The organism is Burkholderia sp. BCC0398 (genome assembly GCF_902833245.1).
Classification (GTDB): domain Bacteria; phylum Pseudomonadota; class Gammaproteobacteria; order Burkholderiales; family Burkholderiaceae; genus Burkholderia; species Burkholderia sola.
Genome location: NZ_CADFEM010000024.1, coordinates 14,529 through 39,299, shown reverse-complemented (window position 1 = coordinate 39,299; position 24,771 = coordinate 14,529). Strand labels below are relative to the sequence as shown.

27 protein-coding genes are annotated in these 24,771 nt (G+C 68.6%); 9 read left to right on the top strand and 18 right to left on the bottom strand.

Annotated features, from left to right (window positions below; all coding sequences use genetic code 11):
* The first annotated feature begins 80 nt into the window (after positions 1–80).
* Genes HWX76_RS34230 through HWX76_RS34220 form a run of 3 tightly spaced genes read left to right on the top strand, consistent with a single transcriptional unit; the run spans position 81 to position 4,263 of the window.
* Positions 81–1,526, top strand: coding sequence for an efflux transporter outer membrane subunit (locus tag HWX76_RS34230; protein WP_176017006.1), 1,446 nt, complete (start codon positions 81–83; stop codon positions 1,524–1,526).
* Positions 1,523–2,722 carry an efflux RND transporter periplasmic adaptor subunit gene (locus HWX76_RS34225; RefSeq protein WP_050014931.1) on the top strand — a complete coding sequence of 400 codons (1,200 nt, stop codon included), beginning with the start codon at positions 1,523–1,525 and terminating at the stop codon, positions 2,720–2,722. Before HWX76_RS34230 ends, HWX76_RS34225 begins: the two co-directional genes overlap by 4 nt.
* Before the next feature lie 2 nt (positions 2,723–2,724).
* The gene (locus tag HWX76_RS34220) at positions 2,725–4,263 is read left to right on the top strand and encodes a DHA2 family efflux MFS transporter permease subunit (RefSeq protein WP_124630671.1); all 1,539 of its coding nucleotides are present in this window, start codon (positions 2,725–2,727) and stop codon (positions 4,261–4,263) included.
* A gap of 255 nt (positions 4,264–4,518) precedes the next feature.
* Here HWX76_RS34220 and HWX76_RS34215 read toward each other — a convergent pair whose 3' ends face one another.
* From HWX76_RS34215 to HWX76_RS34195, 5 genes are read right to left on the bottom strand one after another with little or no spacing between them, the layout of a single operon-like run.
* A complete protein-coding gene (locus HWX76_RS34215; RefSeq protein WP_050018151.1) occupies positions 4,519–4,830 on the bottom strand; it encodes a DUF1330 domain-containing protein in 312 nt (103 codons plus the stop codon).
* Complete coding sequence (locus tag HWX76_RS34210) at positions 4,827–5,177, bottom strand: non-heme iron oxygenase ferredoxin subunit (RefSeq protein WP_176017005.1); 351 nt, start codon at positions 5,175–5,177, stop codon at positions 4,827–4,829. Before HWX76_RS34210 ends, HWX76_RS34215 begins: the two co-directional genes overlap by 4 nt.
* Positions 5,178–5,191: 14 nt before the next feature.
* Positions 5,192–5,719: an aromatic-ring-hydroxylating dioxygenase subunit beta gene (locus HWX76_RS34205; protein WP_050018150.1), complete on the bottom strand. Its 528-nt coding sequence runs from the start codon at positions 5,717–5,719 to the stop codon at positions 5,192–5,194.
* A complete protein-coding gene (locus HWX76_RS34200; RefSeq protein WP_050018149.1) occupies positions 5,720–6,979 on the bottom strand; it encodes a Rieske 2Fe-2S domain-containing protein in 1,260 nt (419 codons plus the stop codon). It abuts the gene before it with no gap.
* A 15-nt stretch (positions 6,980–6,994) separates the two neighbouring features.
* Positions 6,995–8,101 carry a 3-deoxy-7-phosphoheptulonate synthase gene (locus HWX76_RS34195; protein ID WP_176017004.1) on the bottom strand — a complete coding sequence of 369 codons (1,107 nt, stop codon included), beginning with the start codon at positions 8,099–8,101 and terminating at the stop codon, positions 6,995–6,997.
* A gap of 206 nt (positions 8,102–8,307) precedes the next feature.
* Between HWX76_RS34195 and HWX76_RS34190 the strand changes: the two genes are divergently transcribed.
* Positions 8,308–8,748 carry a thioesterase family protein gene (locus HWX76_RS34190; RefSeq protein ID WP_050018148.1) on the top strand — a complete coding sequence of 147 codons (441 nt, stop codon included), beginning with the start codon at positions 8,308–8,310 and terminating at the stop codon, positions 8,746–8,748.
* 40 nt (positions 8,749–8,788) lie between these two features.
* Here HWX76_RS34190 and HWX76_RS34185 read toward each other — a convergent pair whose 3' ends face one another.
* From HWX76_RS34185 to HWX76_RS34175, 3 genes are all read right to left on the bottom strand, one after another.
* Positions 8,789–9,028, bottom strand: a complete 240-nt coding sequence (locus HWX76_RS34185) for a LuxR C-terminal-related transcriptional regulator (RefSeq protein WP_050018147.1) — start codon at positions 9,026–9,028, stop codon at positions 8,789–8,791.
* A 267-nt stretch (positions 9,029–9,295) separates the two neighbouring features.
* Positions 9,296–10,234, bottom strand: coding sequence for a LysR family transcriptional regulator (locus HWX76_RS34180; RefSeq protein ID WP_050018146.1), 939 nt, complete (start codon positions 10,232–10,234; stop codon positions 9,296–9,298).
* A gap of 271 nt (positions 10,235–10,505) precedes the next feature.
* A complete protein-coding gene (locus tag HWX76_RS34175) occupies positions 10,506–10,715 on the bottom strand; it encodes a hypothetical protein (RefSeq protein ID WP_124630668.1) in 210 nt (69 codons plus the stop codon).
* Between the two features lie 409 nt (positions 10,716–11,124).
* On the opposite strand from HWX76_RS34175, the gene HWX76_RS34170 reads away from it, so the two are divergent.
* The 3 genes from HWX76_RS34170 (at position 11,125) to HWX76_RS34160 (ending at position 12,789) form a co-directional block, all read left to right on the top strand.
* Complete coding sequence (locus HWX76_RS34170; RefSeq protein ID WP_176017003.1) at positions 11,125–11,352, top strand: DUF2945 domain-containing protein; 228 nt, start codon at positions 11,125–11,127, stop codon at positions 11,350–11,352.
* The gene (locus HWX76_RS34165; protein ID WP_050018144.1) at positions 11,349–11,933 is read left to right on the top strand and encodes a DUF488 domain-containing protein; all 585 of its coding nucleotides are present in this window, start codon (positions 11,349–11,351) and stop codon (positions 11,931–11,933) included. The genes HWX76_RS34170 and HWX76_RS34165 overlap by 4 nt, the downstream gene beginning before the upstream one ends.
* A gap of 118 nt (positions 11,934–12,051) precedes the next feature.
* Positions 12,052–12,789: a sulfite exporter TauE/SafE family protein gene (locus HWX76_RS34160; protein ID WP_124557348.1), complete on the top strand. Its 738-nt coding sequence runs from the start codon at positions 12,052–12,054 to the stop codon at positions 12,787–12,789.
* 48 nt (positions 12,790–12,837) lie between these two features.
* On the opposite strand, the gene HWX76_RS34155 is transcribed toward HWX76_RS34160, so the two are convergent.
* The 6 genes from HWX76_RS34155 to ftrA form a co-directional block, all read right to left on the bottom strand.
* The gene (locus HWX76_RS34155) at positions 12,838–13,416 is read right to left on the bottom strand and encodes an NnrU family protein (RefSeq protein ID WP_050018142.1); all 579 of its coding nucleotides are present in this window, start codon (positions 13,414–13,416) and stop codon (positions 12,838–12,840) included.
* A 302-nt stretch (positions 13,417–13,718) separates the two neighbouring features.
* Positions 13,719–14,330, bottom strand: a complete 612-nt coding sequence (locus HWX76_RS34150; RefSeq protein WP_050018141.1) for a TfoX/Sxy family protein — start codon at positions 14,328–14,330, stop codon at positions 13,719–13,721.
* On the bottom strand, positions 14,327–15,436 hold the full coding sequence (locus tag HWX76_RS34145) for a malate/lactate/ureidoglycolate dehydrogenase (RefSeq protein WP_124630665.1): 1,110 nt from the start codon (positions 15,434–15,436) through the stop codon (positions 14,327–14,329). The genes HWX76_RS34150 and HWX76_RS34145 overlap by 4 nt, the downstream gene beginning before the upstream one ends.
* A 60-nt stretch (positions 15,437–15,496) precedes the next feature.
* A complete protein-coding gene (locus tag HWX76_RS34140; protein ID WP_006480804.1) occupies positions 15,497–16,951 on the bottom strand; it encodes a M20 family metallopeptidase in 1,455 nt (484 codons plus the stop codon).
* A gap of 78 nt (positions 16,952–17,029) precedes the next feature.
* Positions 17,030–18,100: a nitronate monooxygenase gene (locus HWX76_RS34135; RefSeq protein ID WP_124595528.1), complete on the bottom strand. Its 1,071-nt coding sequence runs from the start codon at positions 18,098–18,100 to the stop codon at positions 17,030–17,032.
* Between the two features lie 85 nt (positions 18,101–18,185).
* Entirely contained in the window at positions 18,186–19,148 is a 963-nt protein-coding gene (gene ftrA / locus HWX76_RS34130; RefSeq protein WP_176017002.1) for a transcriptional regulator FtrA, read from the bottom strand.
* 130 nt (positions 19,149–19,278) lie between these two features.
* On the opposite strand from ftrA, the gene HWX76_RS34125 reads away from it, so the two are divergent.
* Both HWX76_RS34125 and HWX76_RS34120 read left to right on the top strand, forming a co-directional pair.
* Positions 19,279–19,698 carry a rhodanese-like domain-containing protein gene (locus HWX76_RS34125; RefSeq protein WP_124630662.1) on the top strand — a complete coding sequence of 140 codons (420 nt, stop codon included), beginning with the start codon at positions 19,279–19,281 and terminating at the stop codon, positions 19,696–19,698.
* Positions 19,699–19,788: 90 nt separating this feature from the next.
* On the top strand, positions 19,789–20,115 hold the full coding sequence (locus tag HWX76_RS34120; protein WP_050018136.1) for a superinfection immunity protein: 327 nt from the start codon (positions 19,789–19,791) through the stop codon (positions 20,113–20,115).
* A 15-nt stretch (positions 20,116–20,130) separates the two neighbouring features.
* Here HWX76_RS34120 and HWX76_RS34115 read toward each other — a convergent pair whose 3' ends face one another.
* The 4 genes from HWX76_RS34115 to HWX76_RS34100 all read right to left on the bottom strand — a co-directional run bounded on the left by HWX76_RS34115 (position 20,131) and on the right by HWX76_RS34100 (position 24,673).
* Positions 20,131–21,291 carry a cytochrome P450 gene (locus HWX76_RS34115; RefSeq protein WP_176017001.1) on the bottom strand — a complete coding sequence of 387 codons (1,161 nt, stop codon included), beginning with the start codon at positions 21,289–21,291 and terminating at the stop codon, positions 20,131–20,133.
* A 101-nt stretch (positions 21,292–21,392) separates the two neighbouring features.
* A complete protein-coding gene (locus HWX76_RS34110; protein WP_050018134.1) occupies positions 21,393–21,659 on the bottom strand; it encodes a YodC family protein in 267 nt (88 codons plus the stop codon).
* A 344-nt stretch (positions 21,660–22,003) separates the two neighbouring features.
* On the bottom strand, positions 22,004–22,864 hold the full coding sequence (locus HWX76_RS34105; protein WP_124638812.1) for an isocitrate lyase/phosphoenolpyruvate mutase family protein: 861 nt from the start codon (positions 22,862–22,864) through the stop codon (positions 22,004–22,006).
* A 123-nt stretch (positions 22,865–22,987) separates the two neighbouring features.
* A complete protein-coding gene (locus HWX76_RS34100) occupies positions 22,988–24,673 on the bottom strand; it encodes an ankyrin repeat domain-containing protein (protein ID WP_176017000.1) in 1,686 nt (561 codons plus the stop codon).
* Between the last annotated feature and the right edge of the window lie 98 nt (positions 24,674–24,771).

Below are 24,771 nucleotides of genomic sequence, written 5' to 3'. Positions count from 1 at the left end.
CAGTTGCCGATCGTCAAATAATATCTAAAGATATATTTTTAGATACAGATCGTTTGCCTTCACGCGACAGGAAACCGACCATGCCCCTCCTCATCGACCGCGCGCGCGGCGCCCGCCGCCTGGTTCCCGCGCTCGCCGCGCTCGCGATCGCCGGCTGCGCGCCGTTCGGCCCGCAACGCCCGGCGGCCCGGATCACGCCCGTCGAGCAGCTCGATGCGGGCGCCGCGATCGGCGCGGCCAGCGCCGGCTCGCCGACGGTCGCCGAACGCTGGTGGACCGCGTTCGGCGATGCGCAGCTGGATCGCCTCGTCGACGATGCGCTGGCCGGCGCACCGACGCTGCAGGCGCAGCGCGAACGGGTCGCGCAGGCGCTGGCCGACGCCGACGTCGAAAATGCCGCGCTGCTGCCGCAGCTCGGCGCGACGGCGAGCGCGGTACCGACGCGCCTGCCCGGCAGCTACCGGACGCCGCCGCCCGCGGCCGGGCACTGGCAGGTCGACGCGCAGGCGCTGCTCGGCGCGTCGTGGGATCTCGACATCGCCGGCCGGCAGCACGCGCTGGCGCGCGCCGCCGCACTGCGCGCGGACCAGCAGCGCGCGCTCGAACGCGCGGCCGCCGTGTCGTTGCAGGCGGCGATCGTCGAAACGTATCTGCAACTCGCGCTCGAACAGCGACTGCTCGCGATCGCGCGCGATACGCTGCAGCAGCACAGCTATCTGCTGCGCCTCACGTCGCAACGCGCGGACGCCGGCCTCGACATGCAGGTCGCGGTGCTCAGGGCGAGCGAACCGATTCCGCACGCGCAGGCCGACATCGACGCGCATGCGGCCGCGTCGGCCCGGCTGCGCCACCGGCTCGCCGCGCTCGTCGGCCGGGGGCCCGGTTACGCCGATGCGCTGACGCCCGCCGCGCCGCCGGCCGCGGCGCTGCCGATGCCGGCCGTCCTGCCCGCGGCGCTGATCGGCCGCCGGCCCGACGTCCTGGCCGCGCGCTACCGGGTCGAAGCCGAAGCGGCGAACATCGACGCGGCGCGCGCCGCGTTCTATCCGGACGTCAACCTGCTGGCCTTCGCCGGCGTGCAGAGCTTCGGCTTCCGCGCGCTGTTCCACGGCAACAGCGGCACGCTCGGCGCGGGCCCCGCGATCACGCTGCCGATTTTCGAGGGCGGGCGCCTGCGTGCCGGCCTGCGCGCGCAAACCGCCGCGTACAACGCGGCCGTCGCGACGTACGACGACACGGTCGTCAACGCGCTCGCGCAGGTCAGCGACACCCTCGTCCAGATCGACACGCTCGGCCGGCAGCGCGCGCTTCAGCGCGAGGCGCTGTCGCGCGCGCAACAGGCCTACACCATCGAAACGCAGCGCTACCGGAAAGGCATTTCCGGCTATCTCGACGTCCTGCTCGCCGAAGGCCGGCTGCTCGACGACCGCGCATCGGTCGCCCGCGCGGACGCGTCGTTCGCGATCGAGCATGCCCGCCTGATCGCCGCGCTCGGCGGCGCCACTTCCACTGGAGTCACCCAATGAACCGTCCCGAATCCCCCGCCGCCGAGCCCGCGCTGCAACGCGCGCGCCGGCGCTACTTCCGCTGGTTCTTCATCGCGCTCGCCGGCGCGGCCGGCCTCGCCGCCGTCGCGTGGGCCACCACCCGAGGCACCGAGACGACCGACGACGCGTACGTCTCCGGCGACGTCGTGCAGATCTCGCCTCAGATCGGCGGCACCGTCGACGCCGTGCGCGTGCAGAACGCCGACTGGGTCCGTCCCGGCGATCTGCTGTTCAGCGTCGACAAGACCGACGCCCGGCTCGCGCTGGACGAAGCGGTCGCGCAACTCGCGCATGCGGTGCGCCAATACCGCACCGCGCATGCGGACGCGGTGCGCGACGAAGCGCAGATCCGGGTGCGGCGCACCGAATGGGCGAAGGCGAACGACGACCTGCAGCGCCGCCTGAGCCTCGCGCAAGACGGCGGCGTGTCGCGCGAGGACCTGCGCCATGCGCGGGATGCGATGGACGGCGCGGCCGCCGCGCTGAACGCGCAGCAGGCCGCCTACGACGCGACGCTCGCGCGCACCGACGGCACGTCGATCGACACGAATCCGCTCGTGCGCGCGGCGGCCGCCCGGGTCCGCAGCGCGGCGCTCGCGCTGCGCCGCACCGAAATACACGCGCCGCTCGGCGGGCTCGTCACGCGCCGGGTCGTGCAGGTCGGCCAGCACGTGTCGCCCGGCACGCCGTCGATGGCGCTCGTGCCGCTCGATCACGTGTGGGTCGAGGCCAACTTCAAGGAGTCGCAACTGCGCGGCATGCGCGCCGGGCAGCCGGTCGAGCTGTTCTCGGACCTGTACGGCAGCGACGTGGTGTTCCACGGGCGCGTCGTCGGGCTCGAAGCCGGCACCGGCGCCGCGTTCGCGGCCGTGCCCGCGCAGAACGCGACCGGCAACTGGATCAAGGTCGTCCAGCGCGTGCCGGTCCGGATCGCGCTCGATCCCGCCGAGCTGCGCGCGCACCCGCTGCGTATCGGCCTGTCGATGACGGCATCGGTACCGGTCGATCACGGCCCCGGCACCGCGTCGGCGTCGCCGCCCGCCCGTCCGCCCGAAGCGCGCCGGTCGATCGACGCCACGTCGATCTATCGCGACGACGACGAAGCGGGCGAGGCGCTCGTCACCGAGACGATTCGCGCGAACAGCGGCGCACGCCCGCTCGCACCGGGAGCCTGACGATGCGCTTCTTCACCCGGAACGCGGCGCCGAAACTGCCGCTGGAACCGCTCGCCGGCATGCCGCTGGCGCTCGTCGCGATCGCGGTCAGCGTCGCGAATTTCATGCAGACGCTCGACCTGACGATCGCGAACGTCGCCGTCCCGACCATCGCGGGCGATCTCGGCGTCGCCCCGGACATGGGCACGTGGATGCTGACCTCGTTCGCGACGCCGCTCGCGATCACGCTGCCGCTCACCGGCTGGCTCACGCAGCGCTTCGGCCAGGTGCGGCTGTTCCGCGTGTCGGTGCTGCTGTTCGTGCTCACGTCGGTCCTGTGCGGGATGGCGCCGAACTTCGAGTCGCTGCTGCTGTTTCGCGCGCTTCAGGGCGCCGCGTCGGGCCCGATCACCGCGCTGTCGCAGGCGCTGCTGATGGCGGTGTTCCCGTCGACGCGCCGCCATGTCGCGCTGGCCGTGTGGCAGACCACGACGTTCGTTGCACCGGTGCTCGGGCCGATCGCCGGCGGCTGGATCACCGACAACCTGAGCTGGCCGTACATCTTCTACGTGAACGTACCGCCGGGCCTGCTCGTGCTGGGTGTACTCGCGCGGCTGCTGAAGGGACGCGACAACGCGACGCGGCGGCTGCCGGTCGACGTCGTCGGGCTGCTGCTGCTCACCGCCGCATTCGGTTCGTTCCAGTTGCTGCTCGATCGCGGCCAGAACCTCGACTGGTTCGCCTCCGACGAAATTCGCATGCTGGCGGTCGTGAGCATCGTGTCGTTCGTCGCGCTGATCCTCTGGGAATTGACCGACGACCATCCGATCGTCGACCTGCGGCTGTTCGCGGACCGCAACTTCACGACGAGCACGCTCGCGATCACGGTCGGCTTCGGGCTCTACTTCGGCGCGCTGGTGCTCGTGCCGCTGTGGCTGCAGACCCAGCAGGGATACACGGCCACCTGGGCCGGCATCGCCACCGCACCGCTCGGCGTCGCGGGGATCGTGATCGCGCCGCTGCTCGGCCGCTTCCAGGGCCGCACCGACCCGCGCCTGCTCGCGACCGTCGCGCTCGTCGGCTGGGGCGCCGCGTCGTTCTGGCGCATGCATTTCAACAGCGACGTGACCCTCGGCGACATCGCCGCCAATTCGCTGCTGATGGGCGCCGCCACCGCGTTCTTCATCACGCCGCTCGTGTCGCTGTCGCTCGCCGGGCTGGCCCGCGAGCGGCTGCCCGCGGCATCCGGGCTGCAGAACGCGCTGCGCCGGATCGGCACCAGCGTCGCGACCTCGGTCGCGCCGACTTACTTCGAGCGTCGTTCCCGCGTGCACAACACCTATCTCGTCGACCACATCACGCCGTACGATTTCGCGTCGGGCGACTGGTTCGCGCGGCTCGATCACGCGGGGCTGTCGCCGTCCGGCGCGCTCGCGTCGGTCTCGCATGCGATCGACGTCGAAGCGCACATGCTCGCGCTGAACGATTTCTCGTTCGGCTGCCTGCTGCTGTTCGGCGCGACGCTGCTGGCGGTCTGGTCGATCCGCTATCGTCATGCGTGACGTCGTGAGGGGAAACCGCCGGAAGCCGTGTCGGCCGGCGGAGCGATCGACCGGGTAACCGGGCGGCGGGCGGCGGGCGGCGGGCGGCGGGCGGCGGAAGTCTCTGCCGGATCGCATCGCCGCCTCACCGATGAATCGACTGCGCAGGGCCGCGTTCGGCGGCGCCCCGAATGAAAAAGGGGGCTCCGCGCCGAACGACACGGCGCGGAGCCCCTTCTACTTCTACTTCTACTTCTACTTCTACTTCTACTTCGCTTAACGCGGATCGCCGGGCGCCGGCACGTAGCCGTCGGCCAGGATGCCGATCGTCCGCGCGGCCGGCTCGCGCAGGCGCTTGGCCGCCTGATAGCCCTCCGACCGATACCACTCGCGGGCGCGCTCCGCCGACTCGAATTCGAGCACGACGACGCGCTTCGGCGCCCAGTCTCCTTCCAGCGTCTCGACTTCGGCGCCGCGCACCAGGAAGCGCCCGCCATACGCGGCCACCGTCGGCGCGCCGAGCCGGCGGTAGGCCTGGTACGCGTCGACGTCGTGCACATCGATATCGAACACCACGTACGCGCTCATGATCGCGCCTCCGCCGGCGTCGCCGCATCGGCCGGCGCGAGCTGCACGAACACGCGGCCGTTCTCGATCTTCACCGGATAGGTGTGCACGCACGTCGTCAGCGGTGCGCACAGCGCCATGCCGGTCCGCACGCTGAAGCGCCCCTGATGCAACGGGCATTCGATCTCGTCGTCGAGCAGGAAGCCGTCGCTCAATCGCGCGTCGCCATGCGTGCACTGGTTCTCGGTCGCGAAGATCTCGTCGCCGACCGCATACAGCGCGATGTCGCGGCCGCCCACCCAGACGCCGAGTATTCCGTCGGCGCGCACCGCTTCCGGCGCGACTGCATCGATCCATTCCGTAGTCACTTTCGGCACCTCGTTCAGATCGGATAAATCAGCGAGTTCGGAATCATCTCGCTGTCGTACACGCAGATGCGCGACTCGAAACGCAGCCCGTGCGGCGTACGCACGATCCGGTCCAGGTAGCGCCCGGTGTTGTACACGTCGCTCATCTGCTCGGTCTTCGTGCGCAGCACCGCGTAGTTCGTCTCCGCCTCGATCACCGCGTCGTCGAGATACGTGATGAACGGCAGCCCGATCACGTGGCGCTGGTAGTACGGATCGAAGAACAGCGTCTCCTTGATCCCGTAGACGCGATCCTTCAGCATGCCCTTGCTCTCGAAGTCCATCACCGCGAGGGGCAGGTTGCGCTCGTGGTTCTCGCGCGGCACCACCGTGTACCGGCATTGCTCGATGAAGAACTCCGGCCACGCGTCCCAGTCGCCGCCGTCGAGCACGGCCGCATATCTCGCATTGAGCTGGACGAGCGAATAGAAATCCTCGAAGTTCGCGCCGCCCGCGTGCGGCTCGGCGGACGGTCGGTCCGTTCGTGTCGTGATCGTGCTCATTCAGGCCTCCATCACTTGGCGCCAGTACTGGTACATGCCGCGCACCAGCGTTTCGCTGACCATATGTTCGGTCTGCTCGTCGATCTGCCGGCCGCCGAGCTCGTTGTAGACGTTGCCGTGCTGGATCTGCTCGAAGCTCTGCTGCACGCATTCGATGACCTCGCCGTCGTCCGCCGACACGAAGCCGGCCGGCCCGAACAGATTGGCCTGACGCAGACGGCGCCGCGTCATCTCTTCCGTGTCGGTCTCGAAACCGAAATGCGTCCACACGTAGTCGAACACGCCCGGGCCGATCGGCCGAATGCGACGCGTCGACAACGCATTGACCTGCTGCTGGATGATGACGCTCGGCATCAGCGTGAGCATCACGACGGTCGGATCGCCCCACCACGGTTCGTGCACGACGTCGAGGAAGCGGTCGTCGTGCAGCGTCATGCGCTCCTTGAAGCTCGTCACGTTGTGGGTCACCTCGCCGCCGCCGCCGCCGCTGCGGATCGACACCATCGCGCCATGCCGGTGATGCGCATCGGTCACGAGCCGGGCGGGATTGTCCGCGCGCCACAGGCCGAAGTTGACGAACCAGGTATGCAACAGCCCGGCGTGATACGGATCCTTGATGTTCTCGACCATCAGTTTCCAGTTGCTCGGCACGCGCTGCCGCGTGTAGCCGAGCACGGTCAGCTTCGGGCCGTGGAACAGACGATCGTAGTAAGGCAGGATGCGCGGGCCGAGGAAGTCCTCGAACGATTCGACGTTCTCGTCGAACGACGCGAACACGGCGCCGCCGCGCGTCGACACGCGCAGGCGCCGCAGCGCATGCTTGCCCGGCTCGAAATCCGCCGGCATGCCGCCGTTGATCGTGCCGCCCTGACGCACGCCGCGCCGGAACGGCACGCCGATCAGGTTGCCTTTCAGGTCGTAGTTCCACTGGTGATACGGGCAGTGGAAATCCTTCGCCTTCCCCGAGCGCTCGCGGCAGAACTGCATGCCGCGGTGCGCGCACGCGTTTTCGAAGACGACGATCTCGCCGTCCTCCGTGCGCGTCATCACGACGGATCGCTCGCCGACTTCCGTGCGCTGGAAATCGCCGGGAGACGGCACTTCGGCTTCGAGGCCGATGTAGCACCAGTGATTCGCATAGAACAGGCGCTCGAGTTCCCGCTGGTACAGCGCTTCACTCGTATACGCCTCGTAGGGTGTGCGGCTGGCGCCGTCGCCTTTCCAGTCGAGCGCGCGGGCGATGTCGATGGGTGAGTTCAAGAGAGCTCCTTTCATTCAGTAAGAAACGGCCTGCATCGCGACGGCGGCGCCGTGCGCGATGAAGCCGGCTGGCGAACGCCGCCGCGCAACCGCCGCGGCAGCCAACTGCTCGACGAGTTCGGCCGTGTGATCCCAGCCGAGACATGCGTCGGTGATGCTTTGGCCGAATACCGGCGGCGTGCCCGGCACCAGGTCCTGCCGCCCCTCGACGAGGAACGACTCGATCATCACGCCCACGATCGCGCGCTCGCCGCGATGCAGTTGCGCGGCGACGTTGCCGCACACGTCGATCTGCGCGCGGGTCTGCTTGCCGCTGTTGCCATGGCTCGCGTCGATCACGACATACGGGGGAAGATGGGCGTCGCGCAGCGCGGCGCAGGCGGCCGCGACGCTGGCGGCGTCGTAGTTCGGGGTCTTGCCGCCGCGCAGGACGACATGCGTGTCGGGATTGCCGCGCGTGGTCGCGATTTCCACGCCGCCGGACACGGACGACCTCAGGTAGCTATGCGACGCCCGCGACGCGCGGATCGCGTCGATCGCGACCTTCACGTTGCCGTCGGTGCCGTTCTTGAAGCCGACCGGCAGGTCGAGCCCCGACGCGGCCTGGCGATGGATCTGCGATTCGGTCGTGCGCGCGCCGATCGCGCCCCACGACACGAGATCGTCGAGATACGGCGCGGTCATCGGATCGAGAAATTCGGTCGCGGCCGGCAAGCCCAGCGCATTGATGCCGAGCAGCACCTTGCGCGCGACGCGCAGGCCGTCCTCGATCCGGAAGCTGCCGTCGAGATACGGGTCGTTCAGCAGCCCTTTCCAGCCGACCGTGGTGCGCGGCTTTTCGAAATAGACGCGCATCACGATCTCGAGCACATCGGCGTACCGCTCGCGCAGCGGCGCGAGGCGGCGCGCGAACGCCAGCGCGGCGTCGGCATCATGGATCGAGCACGGGCCGACGATCAGCGCAAGCCGGTCGTCCTCGCCCGCGATGATGCGCGCCAATGCGCGCCGCGCATCGCCGATCGACCGTGCCAGGCCGGGATCGCAGGGCAACTCGGTGCGCAACCGCTGCGCACTGATCACCGCCACGCCTTGCGTCAACGCTGCCTCAACGGATTTTTCCATTTAACGCTCCACTCTCGCTGATCGGATGCCGATTTACGGAGGCAATTAGAGCGCGGTCAAATCCCCGGTGATACTGTCATTTATCTCAGAAGCATTTCACATAGTGAATATCTGTGATTTCCGACAGTATTCCGATATGCGGTTCACGTCTAACTTAACTCCTGCCAAAAACGTTCTCACCCGCCGTTCTGCCAAGGAGCCTCGCAATGACAAGAAAGTATTTTGAAACCCGAATCGACGTGAAGTATCGGGAAACGGACGCGATGGGCCATGTGAGCAGCCCCGTCTATTACGACTATCTGCAGCACGCGTACCTGACCTACATGCACGACCTGCTCGAGCTGCCGTATTCGGAAAAGCTGCCGCACATCATGGTCAAGACCGCGTGCGAATATCTGAAGCCTGCGCAGTACGGCGATACGATCACGGTCCGCAGCAGCGTCACGCGCTTCGGCTCGAAGAGCTTCGAACTGGAATACCTGATGGTGCGCGACGGGCAGGCGGGCACCGAGGATTCGGCCGACGATCCGGCGGTGGTGGCGCGGGCCGTGTCCACGCACGTGATGTTCGACTACGGCAGCAAGACCACGGTGCCGGTGCCGGAAGAGTTCAGGACGCGCGTGCTGTCGTTCCAGGGCGCGATCTGATGCGGCAACCGGGGGTCCACGACGGACGCCCCGGTACCGTTCACGCAAACACGATCAGGCCCATCAACACGGCTTTCACGACCGCATTGGTCTTGTTGGACGCGTTGAGCTTGACGATCGATCTCGAAATGTGGAAGTTGATCGTCCGCTCGGTCAGGCCGAGAATGATGCCGATCTCATAGGCGGTCTTCCCTTCCGCCGCCCATCGCAACACCTCGCATTCGCGCATGCTCAGCGCGACATCCGCGGGCGCCGCTATATTCGCCGCACACTGAATCATTCGTTTCTCCATCCAGAATAAGACGCCAATGTTTCAGATTCGTTATTTCCAGCGTTCACCTCAATTCACATACCCCTCGGATTGGATGTTTATTATTTAAAGGCGTCACGAATATTCGGCGAATTCACAAGCAACGATCGTCCCACGCATTATCTCCGGCGTTGTCACAATGGAATCGAGCATACCGAATCGATTTACGCTGCGGAAGATGCACGAGACGCAATGTATCAATGACGTTGACGCACGCCACCAGAGTTGCATGATGCGTCACATCGAAGCGGCCGCATGACAAGCGGGTGCGATCGCCTCGGCCACGCGCGGCGCGCAGATACCGCGCACGCAATCGCGCAGCCAGCGATGCGCGGGGTCGCGGTCGAAACGCGGGTGCCAGATCTGCGAGACGGTCAGGTCCGCGATCGGCAACGGCAGCGTGAAGCTGTACATGCCGACGCGGGACCGCTCGGTCTGCCGCTCCGGCACGCTGGCGACGAAGTCCGAGCTGCGCGCGAGCGACAGCGCGGTCGGAAAGCTCGACACGACGGTCGTCACCGAGCGCGCGATGCCGAGCGAATCGAGCAACGTATCGATCGGGCCGTTGAACTGCCCGCGGCGCGACACGCTCACTTGCGGAAACGACGCGAAGCGCTGCGGCGTGATTTCGCCGGTCGCCAGCGGATGATCCGCGCGGACCACGCCGATGAAGCGGTCGCGAAACAGCGCCTGCACGCGCAGCTCCGGGCCGGCCTGGCCGATCACGCCAACCTCGAGATCGATGTCGCCGTTGCGCAGCGCATCGACATGCTTGTTGGGTTTCGGCGCGAAGCGCAGCCGCACGTCGGGCGCGGCGCGCGACGCGTGTTCGAGCAGCGCCGGCGCGAAGGTCTCGACGAATGCCTCGTTCGCGCGAATCGAGAACGTGCGCTTGAGCGTACTCATGTCGACCCGTTCGCACGGGCACATGACCGAATGCGCCTCCACGACGAGCGCATGCACCCTGTCGCGCAACTCGAGCGCGCGCGGAGTCGGGACGAGATCACGCCCTGCCCGCACCAGCAACGGGTCGCCCGTCATCACCCGCAAGCGCGCGAGCGAGCGGCTGAGGGCGGACGGACTGAGGCCGAGCGCGTTGGCCGCGCCCACGACGCTGTTCTCGGACAGCAACGCGTCCAGAACGACGAGAAGATTGAGGTCGATGGAAGTCGCCATGTTGCGCTCTTGCTGTACTGTCGGGACCGGCCGGCCGATGGGCCGACGGCATCGTGCCTCGGGCGCATGTGCTCCGTGATTCGCGATAGACCGGAAATCGGCAATCGCGCCGCCGAGCCTGACGCACGATCGTGCGTCCGCCGAAATGGCGGGCAGCGAATGGCGGGGAGTATTCGTGCCACTGAGAAAATCCGCTGCGGATTTATTGCACTTGTGAACGATTGTGCACCGCGCTGCAATAAATCGCAACCGGACGCGATGCGTATCGGGTTTAAATGAAACGATGCGCGCGAATGAACAATAAAATAAAACCGATTTCGATTGCGTCGATCCGCGCATCGCGCACGCAAGCCGGCCGGTGAAGCAGGGCCCGCAACGGCAAAGCCAGTGCGGGCGCCACCAGGCGCTGCATGCCCGGCCGGCACGGCTTCCGCGCAAAGCACCGCACACTCCCGCGCATCGCGATCGAATGTCGGAACATTTAGACGCTTCTATTGACTTTCACACCGATATTCCGCGCTGGCTCGCATACGTTTATGAAACCCATTCGATCGGCCGATTCGCGCAGGTCTTCCCGCGATATGAGATAAACCCGTCGGATTGTGTGGCCTGCCCCTTTTGCGATTCGATCGATATTTCACTTGTCCGGTGACGTTTGGTCCGATCCGCGCTGCCCGAGTCTTTATCCTTGTAAAAATTTCGGCCAGAGAGAAAATCGCGCGACATTGGTTCGTCGGTCTCGTCGTGCAGGCAACGCAGCGCCGCGCGGCCGTCTATGTCTTTCTCCGCGAACGGTCGTGGCCGATAATGGGCACGCCGTTCGTCCCGGCATGACGACACACACCGCCAGGATCGACGCACACGGCAACCGCGCCAGGAGGACCCGCTGCATGACCACCCCATTCAAGCTGGGCGACCACGTCCGCTGGAATTCCGAGGCCGGCTACGTGACCGGCACGATCATCGCGATCCACACCGCCGACTTCGACTACAAGGGCCATCGCCATCACGCGTCGCCCGACGATCCGCAGTACGAGGTCAAGAGCGACCGGACCGACCATGTCGCCGCGCATCGCGGCCGCATGCTCGAACGGATCGCCGGCAAGGACCGCGCATGACGCTCCCGTTCTACACGATCGGCCATTCGAACCGCACGCTCGACGAATTCGTCGGCCTGCTCGATGCGGTCGAGATCACGCTGCTCGCCGATATCCGCAAGATGACGCGTTCGCGCACCAACCCGCAGTTCAACGAAGCGACGCTGCCCGATACGCTCGCCGCCGCCGACATCGCGTACGAACACATCGCCGAACTCGGCGGCCTGCGCGGCAAGTCGCGCGGCATACCCGACGACGTCAACGACTTCTGGACGAACCGCAGCTTTCACCGCTACGCGGATTACGCGCTGTCGCCCGAATTTCACGCGGGCCTCGACCGACTGATCGCCCAGGGGCACGAGCAGCGCTGCGCGATCATGTGTTCGGAAGCCGTGTGGTGGCGCTGTCATCGACGCATCGTGTCCGACTACCTGATCGCGCGCGGCGAAACGGTACTGCACATCATGGGGCGCAACCGCGTGGAACCCGCGCGGCTCACGGCCGGCGCAGTCGTCCGGCCCGACGGCACGATCGTCTACCCAAATGTCGACGACGACCACGGCAGCGCCGCGCGAGCGAAAGACGCCCCACCGGACGCGTGACATCGCGCGCGCCCCGCGCCGGCTTCCGGCGGCCGCCATCCTGCATTACCATCGTGCGGCCACCCCGCCCGCGCTTCTCCGGCAGCGGGCCCCCCGCCACCTCTTCCGTTGCGCACCGATGCTCGCTCTCATCATCGTCGCCGGCCTCTGGGCCGGCCTGCAGAACGCCCTCGCGGGCGGCGGTTCGTTCGTCACGCTGCCCGCGCTGATCGTGTCGGGCATGTCGCCGCTCGCAGCCAACATCACGTCGACGGTCGCGCTGTTCCCCGGCCAAGTCACGACGGGCTGGGCGAGCCGGAACATGGTGAGCGGCGTGGGCAAGCTGCCGTTTCGCGCACTGTTCGCGATCAGCGTGGCCGGCGGCGCGCTCGGCGGCCTGCTGCTGCTGAAAACGCCGTCGTCGATCTTCTCGCACCTGGTGCCGTGGCTCGTGCTGTTCGCGACGGTCGTGTTCGCGTGGGGCAGTTTCTTTCGCAAACCGGGCGCCGGCGCGCAACATCTCGGCCCCGTCGCGGCCGGGGTCGCGCAGTTCCTGATCGCGATCTACGGCGGCTACTTCGGCGGCGGCATCGGGTTCCTGATGATGGCCGCGCTGACGATGGCCGGCCTGCCGCCGCGTCACGCGATGTCGACGAAGAATGCGCTCGCGGGCGTGATGAACGCATCGGCCGTCGTGCTGTTCGTCACGTCGCCACACCTGCACTGGCGTGAGGCGATCGCGCTCGGCGCCGGCGCCATCGTCGGCGGCCTGCTCGGCGCATGGGCGCTGCATCGCGTGAACGAACGCGTGCTGCGCATCGCGATCGTCTGCATCGGCGCGCTGCTGACCGTCGGATTGTTCGTCAAGCCGATCTGACGCACGCACGCCGTTGCCGCGGCAGCCGGTCCGGCCCGGCGTGCACGTTCAGCCGAACGGCCGCACGCCGATCAGCGGGCCGTGCAGGAATCGCGCGAACACAGCCCACGCGACGAGGCCGGCCGCCACGGCCGCGACGTCGCCGGCCAGTGCGCCGGCCGGATAGCGGACACCGTCGCGGCGATCCCGCGCACGCGACACGACAAAATCGACGATCGACCACACGAAGAACGCGCCGAACAGCACGACCGCGTGCACGGTGCCGTTCACGAGGAGGTGCGCGACCGCCCAGACCATCACGCCGGCCAGCATCGGATGCCCGACGAGCGTCTTGATCCGGTTGCGCGGCACGTACGACGCGGCGATCAGCACGAACGCGACCGCGGTCAGCATGCCCGTCAGGTGACGCACGCCGACCGGCGACACCCACAGCAGCGTCGCGCCCGCGCGCGCGAGCCCGTACCCCCAGACGATCAGCGCGAAGCCGACGATCGACGCGATCGCGTAACCGCCCTTCCAGCCCTTCTCGCCGATCCGCTCGATCGTCGCGGACCGCCAGCCGTCGGCGACGATCCGGATCGAATGCACACCGAGGAAGATCGCTAAACCGAGAATCAGGACGAGCATCGGCTGTCTCCGTCTGGAATGATGAGTGGGGAAGCGTTCCGCGCGGCGTCGGGTGCGCCGTTCGCGAGGCCGGCGGCGAGGCCGGCGCGGGTCGCGCGACGCATGGGCACAACCCGCGCCGATCATAAACGCCGGGGCCGCCGTTGTGAAGCATGCAGGACGTGCGGTGCGTCAAGCTCGATGCATGCGTGCGCCGGATCGTGCGGGCACATAGGCCGCGCAGCGTGCTGGTCGGCCGCGACGGGCGCGCCTGAAAGTAAGGAAAGCGAAAATCGCGAGGCGGTCGCTTCTCGTGATCGGGACTACGCCTGCTTGCGCTTCGCCGCGGGTTTCGGTGCCGGCGCGGGCGACGATTTCGATGCCGGTTTTGCTGTCTGCGCCGACGCCGGTTTCGCTGCTGCTTTCGCCGCGGGCTTCGTTTTCCGTGCCGACGCGGGTTTCGTTACCGATTTCGTCGCAGGCTTCGCCACCGGTTTCGCTGCACGTTTCGACGCGACCTTCGATGCCGCTTTCGGTGCAGCCTTCGCCCCCGCTCTGGACACAGTCTCCGACGCCGCCTTCGCCTTGCGCTTCGGGGTCCCGGCCAGCAGCGCCGCGCGATACGCGCCGCGGCACCAGTCGAACAGCGCGCCCGCATCCTCGAGCACGTCGGCCGGCGTTTCGTAATAGCCCTCGAGCGAGACGGTGCGCGTGGGCCTCGCATACGAGAACGGCCCCATCCCCGCCGCGACGAACGCCGGGCGGTTCACGTCGTCCACCCGCAGGAACAGCGACCCGCGCGACATGAAGCCGAACATCACGCCGTCGAGCCGCAACGCCGCACCGCTGAAGAACCGTACAACGGCGACCGTGCCGAGCGGCGCAAGCTGATACGCGATTTCCTCGCCGTGCGCCTTCTCCGACTGCCAGCTCATGCGGGCACCTCGCAGCGCTGCGTCCATGCATCGAGCTCGGCCGCGTCGACACCGACGGCCGCCGCGCTCTCGCGAATCTGCCGCCACGTCGCGCGGTCGACCGGAATGCCGGTCGTGCCGCGTGCGGCGCGGCTCGCCTCTTCAGGTTCGCCCGGCATCTGCACCGGCGTATCGCCGGCCTGCGGCGACGCCTTCGCCCACGCGACGAACGCATCGGCTTCGCGTTCGGCATCGGCCGCGTCGAACGCTTTCGGATCGATCAGCACCGACAGCATCCCGTTGACGATCGCGCTCGTCTTCTGGAGCGTATCGCCGTACGTCGTATGCCCGCCCACGAGCGCGCCACCGAAAATCTCGCACATCGCCGCAAGCGCATATCCCTTGTGCAGCCCGAACGGCAGCAGCGCGCCGAACGGCTGCTCATGCATCACGGCCGGATCGTCGGTCGGCTCGCCGCGATGGTCGATCAGCGACCCGGCCGGCACGCGCTTGCGCTGGTTGTACGCGACCCGCGTCTTGCCGTACGCGATCGCGCTCGTCGCGAAATCGAGCAGCAGCGGCGGCTTGCCCGCACGCGGATACGCGGCGCAGAACGGGTTCGTGCCGAAACGCGGATCGGTGCCGTGCAGCGGTGCGACCAGCAGGTCGCCCGGCACGTTGACGAAATGGAACGACACGAGCCCCGAGCGCGCGCACTGCTCGGCCCAGTGCCCGATACGGCCGAGGTGATGGACGTCGCGCAGCCCGATCGCGCAGATGCCCATGCGCCGTGCGCGTTCGATTCCTTCGACCATCGCCTCGAACGCGATCACCTGGCCGAAGCCGCGCCCGCCGTCGATCGTCAGCACCGCGCCGCCGTCGCGGACGATCGACGCGTGCGCGTTCAGCTGCAACTGCCCTTCCCGCCACGACGCGACGTAATTCGGGATCATCCCGATCCCGTGCGAATCGTGGCCCGCGAGATTCGCGCCGACCAGGTGATCGGCGACGAGCGTCGCCTCGCGCGGATTGCTGCCGGCCCGTTCCCAGAGTGCCGCGACGAATGCATGCAGCGGTTCGGCGCGCATGCGCAGCGGTTCGGTATCGGGCGTCGGCAGTGCGGTCATCGGCAACACTCCATCCAGTCGGTTCGGGTCGGGCAATCGGTTCGTCGAACGCTGCGACGCTCAGCGCGCGGTCGCGATCACGTCGGCCACCGCCGCCGTGAGCTTCTTCGCGTACGGCACGTGCAGGAACTCGTTCGGGCCGTGCGCGTTCGACTTCGGCCCGAGCACGCCGCACACCATGAATTGCGCGGCGGGGAAGCCTTCCTGCAGCACGTTCATCAGCGGGATCGTGCCGCCGAGGCCCATGTACGCGCAGTCGGCGCCGAAGTGGCGGCGCGACGCGGCGTCGAGCGACGACGCGAGCCACGGCGCGAGATCCGGCGCGCTCCAGCCCGTCGCCGCGCCCGCGTCCGGCTTGAACGTGACCTTCGCGTTGTACGGCGGATCGAGTTCGAGCAGTTCCTTCAACTGCTGCACGGCCTGCGCGGCGTCGACGAGCGGCGGCAGCCGCAGCGACAGCTTGAACGCGGTGCGCGGACGCAGCACGTTGCCCGCATCGGCGAGCGCCGGCATGCCGGCCGCGCCCGTCACCGACAGCGACGGACGCCACGTCGAATTCAGCAGCGCCTCGCGCGGATCGGTCGTGGTCGGCAGCACGGGCTTGCCGTCCTGGCCGCACGCCCAGGGCAGCCCCTTCCACACCGTGTCGCCGAGAATCGCGGCGGCCGCTTCGGCTTCGCGCACGCGGCTCGACGGAATCTCGCAATGGAACGCGCCCGGCAGCAGGTTGCCGTTCTTCGCGTCTTCGAGGCGTTCGAACAACTGGCGCATCACGCGGAAGCTCGACGGCGCGATGCCGCCGTACACGCCCGAGTGGATGCCTTCTTCCAGCACCTCGACCTGCAGGTCGCCGGACACGAGGCCGCGCAGCGACGTGGTGAGCCACATCTGGTCGTAGTTGCCGGCGCCCGAATCGAGGCACACGACGAGCGATACCTGGCCGAGCCGGTCGCGCAATGCGTCGACGTACGGCAGCAGGTCGTAGCTGCCCGACTCTTCGCAGGTCTCGATCAGGCCGACGCAGCGCGGCCGCTCGATGCCCTGCTCGTCGAGCGCGCCGAGCGCCGCGAGGCTCGCGTAGATCGCATAGCCGTCGTCCGCGCCGCCGCGGCCGTACAGCTTGCCGTTCTCGAATTTCGGCGTCCACGGGCCGAGATCCGCGCGCCAGCCGTCGAATTCGGGCTGCTTGTCGAGGTGGCCGTACAGCAGGATCGTGTCGGTGCTGCCCGAACGCGTGGCCGGCGACTCGAAGAAGATCACCGGCGTGCGGCCCGGCAGACGCACGATTTCGAGCTTCAGGCCCTTCACCGGCTGGCGTTCGGCCCACTGCGCGGCGTCGGTGACGACGCGTTCGAGATATCCGCGCTTCGCCCAGTCGGGGTCGAATGCGGGACTCTTCGCGGGAATCGCGATGTAGTCGGTCAGTGCGTGGAGGATTTCATCGTTCCACTTGCGCTCGATGAAGGTAACGAGCTTGTCATGGTCGAGGACGGGGGTAGTGTCGACGGAAGTCATGGTGGGGGTGCCTGGATCGGGCTGACGAAAATCCAGATCATACGCCGATGCTCCCCCGCCGGCGCCCCTCCTGGCCGTTCAGCCAGCCGTCGGAAACGCGTCGCGCAGCCCGGCCGCGCACGCGAGTGCGTCGCGCCACAGGCGCTGCGTCAATTCACCGGCATCCTCTTCGCGCGCGAGCGCCGCGGCCTCGCCCGACCACAGCAGCGAGAAATCGTCGCGGCCCTGCCGCTCGAACGCGCCGCGCAGCGGATCGACCGCGGCCGTCGCGAGCGGAAACGCCGGCGCGAGCGCACTCATCGGCCCCTGTTCGCGCATGAAGCGCGTCAGCAGCCCGCGTGCGGGGCGGCCCGTGTACAGGTTCGTGATGCGTGTGCCGTCGTCGCGGGCGGCGCGCACGGCCGCGCGATGTTGCGCCGAGCGGCCGGCCTGCGGCGTCAGCAGGTAGCCGGTGCCGATCTGCACCGCGCGGGCGCCGAGCGCGAACGCGGCCGCGATGCCGCGCCCGTCGGCGATCGCACCGGCTGCGATCACCGGCGCGCGTACTGCATCGACGATCTGCGGCAGCAACGCGAACAGGCCCGGTTGCGCGTGGATATCGTCGGTCAGGAACATTCCGCGATGGCCGCCGGCCTCCGCGCCCTGCGCGACGATCGCGTCGACGCCGCGCGCATCGAGCCAGCGCGCCTCCTCGACGGTCGTCGCGGACGACACCACCTGCGCGCCCGTGCGGCGCACGCGGTCGAGCAGCGCGTCGTCCGGCAGTCCGAAATGGAAGCTCACGACGGCCGGCCGCAGTTCCTCGACGACCGCGCACATCGCATCGTCGAACGGCGCGCGGCCGGGGCCGCCTTTCACGTCGGCCGGGTCGAGCCCGGCTTCCGCGTAGTAGCCGGCGAGCGCCGCGCGCCAGCGCGCGTCGACCTCGGCATCGGGCGCGGGCGACGCATGGCAGAAGAAGTTCACGTTGAACGGCGCGGCCGTGCGCGCACGGATCGCCGCGATCTCGTCGCGCAACTGCTGCGGGCCGAGCGCCGCGCACGCGAGCGAACCGAGCCCGCCGGCTTCGCACACGGCGATCGCGAGCGGACTCAGCGAGCCCACCATCGGGGCCTGGATCAACGGCAAACGGGAAGGCAGCATCGTCATCGGCATCCTTGTTCGGAATGAGTGGCCGTCGCCACACCAGTGGTTCTTTTCTTCGTCGCGCCCGAGCGATGCCGCCCGGCGCCTGCTACGTGCCGCCGCGATCCATCCCGCGCCGGTACGCGGCCGGGCTCGTCGCCGCGACGCGCCGGAAATGCCGGCGCAGCGATTCCTCGGAACCGAACCCGGCGCGCGCCGCGACTTGCGCGAGCGGCAACGCGGGCTGCGCTTCGAGCATGTCCTTCGCGACGTTCACGCGTTCGCGGATCAGCCATGCGAGCGGCGACATCCCGGTCGCATCCGCGAACTGACGCTGCAGCGTACGCGTACTCATCGCGGCCTGCGCGGCGAGCGACGCGAGCGTGTGCGGCTCGACCGCATGCGCGCGCATCCAGTCGATCAGCTTCGCGAGCCGGTCGGTGCCGCCCGGTGCGACCGGACGCGGCACGAACTGCGCCTGCCCGCCGTCGCGATGCGGCGGCAGCACGAGGCGCTGCGCGACGCGGTTCGCGATCGCGCCGCCGTGATCGCGGCGCACCAGGTGCAGCAGCATGTCGAGCCCCGCCGCCGAGCCGGCCGACGTGACGATCTGCCCTTCGTCGACGTACAGCGCATCGGGATTCACGCGCAGCGCCGGATAACGCGCCTGCAGGCGCTCCGCATATCGCCAGTGCGTCGTCACGGTGAGACCGTCGAGCACGCCGGCCGCCGCCAGCACGAACACGCCCGAACAGATCGAGCAGAGCCGCGCGCCGCGCCGATGCGCGGCGCGCAGTTTCTTCAGCAACGGCTCGGGCGGCAGTTCGTCCGGATCGCGCCAGCCGGGAATCACGATGGTGTCCGCGCGATCGAGCGTCGCGAGCCGGTACGGCGCCGCAACGGTGATGCCGCCCGCCGCGCGCACGGGCCCCGGCTCGCTCGCGCATACCGCGAAGCGATACCAGTCGACGCCGAGTTCGGGGCGCTCGAGCGCGAACAGTTCGACCACGCAGCCGAATTCGAACGTGCAGAGACGATCGTAGGCGAGCGCGACGACGAGATGATTGTGCATGACGCGATGTTACCGGAACTTGTCGATCGCGCCACTGCCGCGAAACGAGCCGAACCGCGATACTGCCCTTCATTGCGGCGCGTTCCGTGCCCGCTCGGTTCCGTACCCGCTCAACCAGGAGAGCCCGACCATGTCCTATGTCACCGACGTCCCCGCTGCCGACAGCCCCGCCGCGCTCGCGCATTTCGAGGCATCGCTGCGCTTCGAGACCGATTGCTGGGACGTGCACGACGCACTCGCGTCCGGCACGCCCGATTTCGTGCTGCTCGACGTGCGCGGCGCCGACCCGTTCGCCGCCGGCCACGTGCCCGGCGCGCGCAACCTGCCGCACCGCAAGATCATCGAAAGCAAGCTCGCCGGTTATCCGGCCGGCACGCTGTTCGTCGTCTACTGCGCGGGGCCGCACTGCAACGGCGCCGCGCGCGCGGCGATCCGGCTCGCGCGCCTCGGCCGGCCGGTCAAGCTGATGATCGGCGGCGTGACGGGCTGGCTCGACGAAGGTTTCGCGCTGAGCAACGACGTGCAGCCGGCGGACGCCGAAGCCGGCTGATCGTCACCAAAAGCGCAACAATCAATTGCCTGCACACGAACGGAAAAAGCGCGACAATCAGCCTCATTGCAGTTCGGACGGAGCAGCACCATGCATGATGAAGTCCTGATTCAACTGGCCGGTTCAGTCGCGGCGATCGCGCTCTATTTCCTGCCGGCCGTCATTGCCGACCGGCGCGGCCGGCACGACAAGCTCACGATCGCGATGTTCAACGCGCTGTTCGCGTGGACGGGCATCGGCTGGCTGATGACGCTGTACTGGGCGTGCCAGCCGAATCCGCGCACCGACGTCGCGCAGACGATCCTCGCGAAGCGCCGCGGCGTCAGCATGCGCACCTTCTCGACCGGCCTCGTCGAACGCGTGCAGCGCCGCGTCGCCGCCCAGGAGCAATGGGCGGAAAAACAAGGCTGCCGTTAAGTCCCTCTTTCCGCTTCACCGCGTCGCGTCGAACTTCGGCATCCTGACGTTGGTCGACGCGCGGTAATCCCACTTCAGTACGTCGCGCGGCGGCCAGCCGCCTGCACGCAACCGCGCCGCGAACGCCCCCGCCGTCACCGCCCGTGCGATCCGCTCGCCCGGACACCCATGCGGCCCCGTGCCGAAGCCGAAATTCGGCCCCGCCGCGCGGCCGGGCATCAGCCGATGCGGCTCGCGATGCACGGCCGGATCGCGGTTCGCCGCCGCGAGCACGACGAGGATCGCGTCGCCGGCTTCGACGCTCACGCCTTCGATCGACGTGCGCGCCGCGACGAACCGGCGCGTGTTCTGCACCGGCGCATCGAAACGCGCGACTTCGGCAACGAATGCGTCGAGCGCGGCCGCGTCCGGCGCCACGCCGGCTTCGCCGTCCCATGCCACGAGTGCATTGCCGAGCCAGGCGGCCGTCGCCTCGCACGTCTGCGACAGCAACCCGACGAGATTCGCGACCAGCGCGCCGCTCGCGTGCCAGCCGGACGCGCGGGCCGCCTGCTGCACCGCGGCGACCAGCGTGCCGTCGCGCGCATGCGACTGCGCAACCCGTTCCGTCATCCGGTCGAGCAGGTGCCGCGCCGCGTCGCTCGCGCGCGCCAGCGCCGCGGCATCCGACAGCGGCGACAGCGCGGCGACGAACTCGACGACCCGCTCGGCAATGTCGTCGAGTTGCGCTTCGTCGAAGCCGAGCAGATCGGCAACCGCACACACCGGCACCGTCATGCACCACGCATTCAGCGCATCGGCATCGCCGGGCGTCGGCAACCGCCGCGCGGCAAGCGCGTCGGCGCGAGCGCGCAGCGCATCCGTGTCGATTGGCGCGAACGCCGCGCGCAACGCCTGCTTCGGCATGTCGTGTCGCGACGGGCCATCGTTCATGCGCACCAGCTCGCCGAACAGCGCACCGGCCGTCGTACCGCGCAACGCGGGCGGCACCGGCGCGTCGAGCGGGCGTACGCGGCAGGCCGGATGGCCGAGCACGGCCGTCACGGTCGCCGCGCGGCTCGCGACCCACAGGCCGAGCGTGGCGTCGAACGCAAGCGGCGGCCCGTCGACGAGCGCGGCGTAATAGGGATAGGGATCGCGGTGCGTGACCGCGGCAATGGGATCGGTCGGGTTCATGCGTTCAGTATCGGCGCAGCGCGCCGCCGCATGTTTCGGAATAGCGTGAAGTGTCGTTGCACGGACGCCGCGCGTAGCGGCATCGCGGCGGCCGGCCGGCGTCAGGCCGCCGACCGGTAGCGGTGCGACTGCATGCGCAGTCGGACCCGCCCGGCCGAAATCGCACGCGGCTCGGGCGCCACCGTGTCGTGATGAAACATTTCCTGCCGGAACTCGCCGTTTTCGTCGAACCACTGGCAGATCAGCCAATCGCCGTCGTCGAACACGACCGGCCCGGCATACGTGACGGTCATGCGCGGCCCGCCCGTTTTCAGCGTCACGACATCGCCCACGCGAAACCTCACTCGATGATTTTCTCGGATCGTCATCGCTCTCTCAGCTTTTAATATATTGAATATATTGATATTCCCGGCAGCCCACTCGCCGGTCATTCGAACGTGACGCAGATTATCAATCAAAAAATCATCCGGCAACTGCCGCGCACTGAAACGTTCTGAACGAGAACCTGCAACAATGCGCGACATCGTCGCGTATGACAGCCCGCCAAGCCTCAGATTCGGCGCGGTTTGCGCGCCGGCGGCAGCCGATCGGGCGGAATGCGGAGAATAAGCGACGATTTTCGCGTCAGCGCCGACGATTAATGCAGGCGCGAAACCGATTGATTATTGTCAATCAATGCTTAAGTGGAAACGATTCCGGATTTTATTGGGGCTCATTCGCCGAACAAAATCGGCGAATTATCCGGCGCCGCGAACCAGCGGTTGATATCGCGCCCCGGCACGGCTGCCCGCGTAAAGGTGAACGTGCCGTCGCGCCGCATTTCCGTCGCCGCGTGCAGGAACGCGCCGAGCGCGGCCCGCGCCAGCGCGCCGCCGACGCTGACGCGCTTCACGCCGAGCGCCGCCAGTTCGTCGAGGCTCAGCAACCCGCCCTGCAGCCCCATGACGACATTGACGGGCGCGCCGACCGCCCGGGTCACGGCCGCGATCTCGTCGGCGTCGGTGATGCCGGGCGCATACAGCACGTCGGCGCCGGCGTCGCGATACGCGACGAGCCGCGCGATCGTGTCGTCGAGGTCGCGGCGGCCGTGCAGGTAGTTCTCGCAGCGCGCGGTCAGCGTGAACGGAAACGGCAGCGCGCGCGCCGCGTCGACGGCCGCCGCGATGCGTTCGACCGACGCGTCGCGCGCATAGATCGGTGTATCGGCGCGGCCGGTCGCATCCTCGATCGAGCCGCCGACCGCGCCCGCCTCGGCCGCCAGCCGGATCGTTTCGGCCACCGTGTCGGGCGCGTCGCCGAAGCCGTTCTCGAGATCGGCGCTGACGGGCAAGCCGCCCGCGGCGACGAGCTCGGCGATGTGATCGAGCATCGCGTCGCGGTCGATCGCGTTGTCGGGCTGCCCTTTCGAAAACGCGTACCCGGCGCTCGTCGTGGCGAGCGCTTCGAAGCCGGCCATCGCGAGCAGGCGCGCGGTGCCGGCGTCCCACGGGTTCGGGATGATGAACGCGCCGGGGCGCGTGTGCAGTGCACGGAAAGCTTCGGCGTGGCGGACTTGCTGGTCGGAACGGGTCATTACGAACTCCGGGAAGGTGTTGACGGTGAGCTTACGCCGGTCGTGCACGCGACGTTTCAGCGTTTGCCGAAATGTCGTCGCGCAACGGAAACACCCGGGCCGGCCGGATGCGGGTCGCCACGTTCAACGGCCCGCGTCGCGTCGCGTCGATGCGGGCCGCCCGTCGTCGATGCCGAGCAACACGTCGGTGACGGCGTCGGAGAACCGCATCGCGCGGCCGTCGATCAGCACGCCGTCCGGATTCGACGGATCGCGCACCGCTGGCGGCACGCCGTGCGCGAGCAGCACGCGCGCGCACGCGTCCCAGTCGGGATCGCCGACGCCCTCCGGCTCGTTGACGGATGCCCACGACAACGTACCGAGCGCATCGCTGCCGAACCCGTGCAGGTCGCGCCAGCTCGCGCCGTGTGCAAGCAGGAACGCCAGCAGTTCGGCATCGCCGCGGAACACCGCGTGATTCAGCGCGCTCGCGTCCCAGTCGCCGCCGCGCGCGGCGATCGGCCAGTCCAGCTCGACCATCACCTTCACCGCGTCGCGCGAACCCCATGCAGCGGCGTCCGGTAGCAACCGCAGCCGATCGTCGGACAGCGCACCGGGCAGTTCGGGGTGTTCCGCCTGAATGCGCCGCGCGTCGTCGGCATCGGCGCGCGCGCAGGCCGCCATGAACGCGTCTTGCGCATCGAGCGCCTCCTCCGCGCCGGCCGCGCGCAACAGCGCCGCGACGTCGGACAACCCGCCCTGCATCGCGAGCCGGTATGCGCTGACGCCCGCCGCGGTCCGCGCGCCGGGATCGGCGCCGGCCGCCAGCAGCGCGGCGACGTGGCGTGCCGGGCAACGCACGGCGATCGCGCGCAGCAACGGCGCGCCCCACATCCTCGTCGGCCCCTCGCCGGCCGGCTCGTTCGGGTCGCCGCCATGCGCGAGCAGCAGCTCGAGCGCGGTCGCGTCCGGCACGTCGAGGGCGCGCCGCAACGCATTCGTGCCGCCCACCCGTGCGCCGTGCTCGAGCAGCAGACGCGTGCACGCCGGGTTCTCCACCGAGTGATACAGCGATTCGCCGTCGTTCGGATCGGCGCCGGCTTCCAGCAGCATCGCGGTGAGCGCCGGATCGCGATTGACGCCGGCGGCGCCATACAGCGCCGACAACGGTTCCGACTCGTCGGGCTCGGCAAGCGAGGCCGGCGGATACCGGTTCCCGATCCGCTGGTTCGGATCGGCGCCCGCCTCGAGCAGATGACGCGCGCACGCACGCAACCCGGCCGCGAATTCGGGAAGCTGCGCGAGCCGCGAATGCGTGACGGCGACGAGCGGCGGCAGCTTCAGCGCCCCGCCGGCGCGCGCGATCCAGCTGGGATCGGCGGCCAGCGCCGCCTTCACCGCGTCGAGATCGCCCGCCGCGCATGCGATGGTCGGGTCCGCCGACACGAGATCGGGACGATCGAGCAGCAATTGCGCGGCGACGCGCGGCCGGGCCGCGTCGAAACCGCCGGTCACGTCGGCGCCGTACGCGAGATCGAGCCAGCGCCGGATCAGCAGCGATCGCGGTTGCCGCGTGAGTGCGTGCGTTTCGACGAACACGCCGAGATCGGCCCACGAAGCAAAGCCGTACTCGCGTGCGATGCAGGACTGCGCGTCGTGCAGGCGCAGCCCGAGCGCGAGCGTTTCGTCGTGCGTGCGATGCGCGGCGGCGGGCAGGGATGCGACGAAGCGCGCGACGGCATCGGCGTCGCCCTGCCGGTACAGGCGCAACAATGTCTTGGCCTGCTTTTTCAGATGATCGGGATGAGCGTCGGGAGGCAGCTTTTTCATGCGGATCCTCGTGCATGGATGGCCGAAGGTCCGCAACACCGCCAGCACGAAGGATGGGGAAGACTGGATTGACTGCGACAGGTGGGTTGAACCCTTTC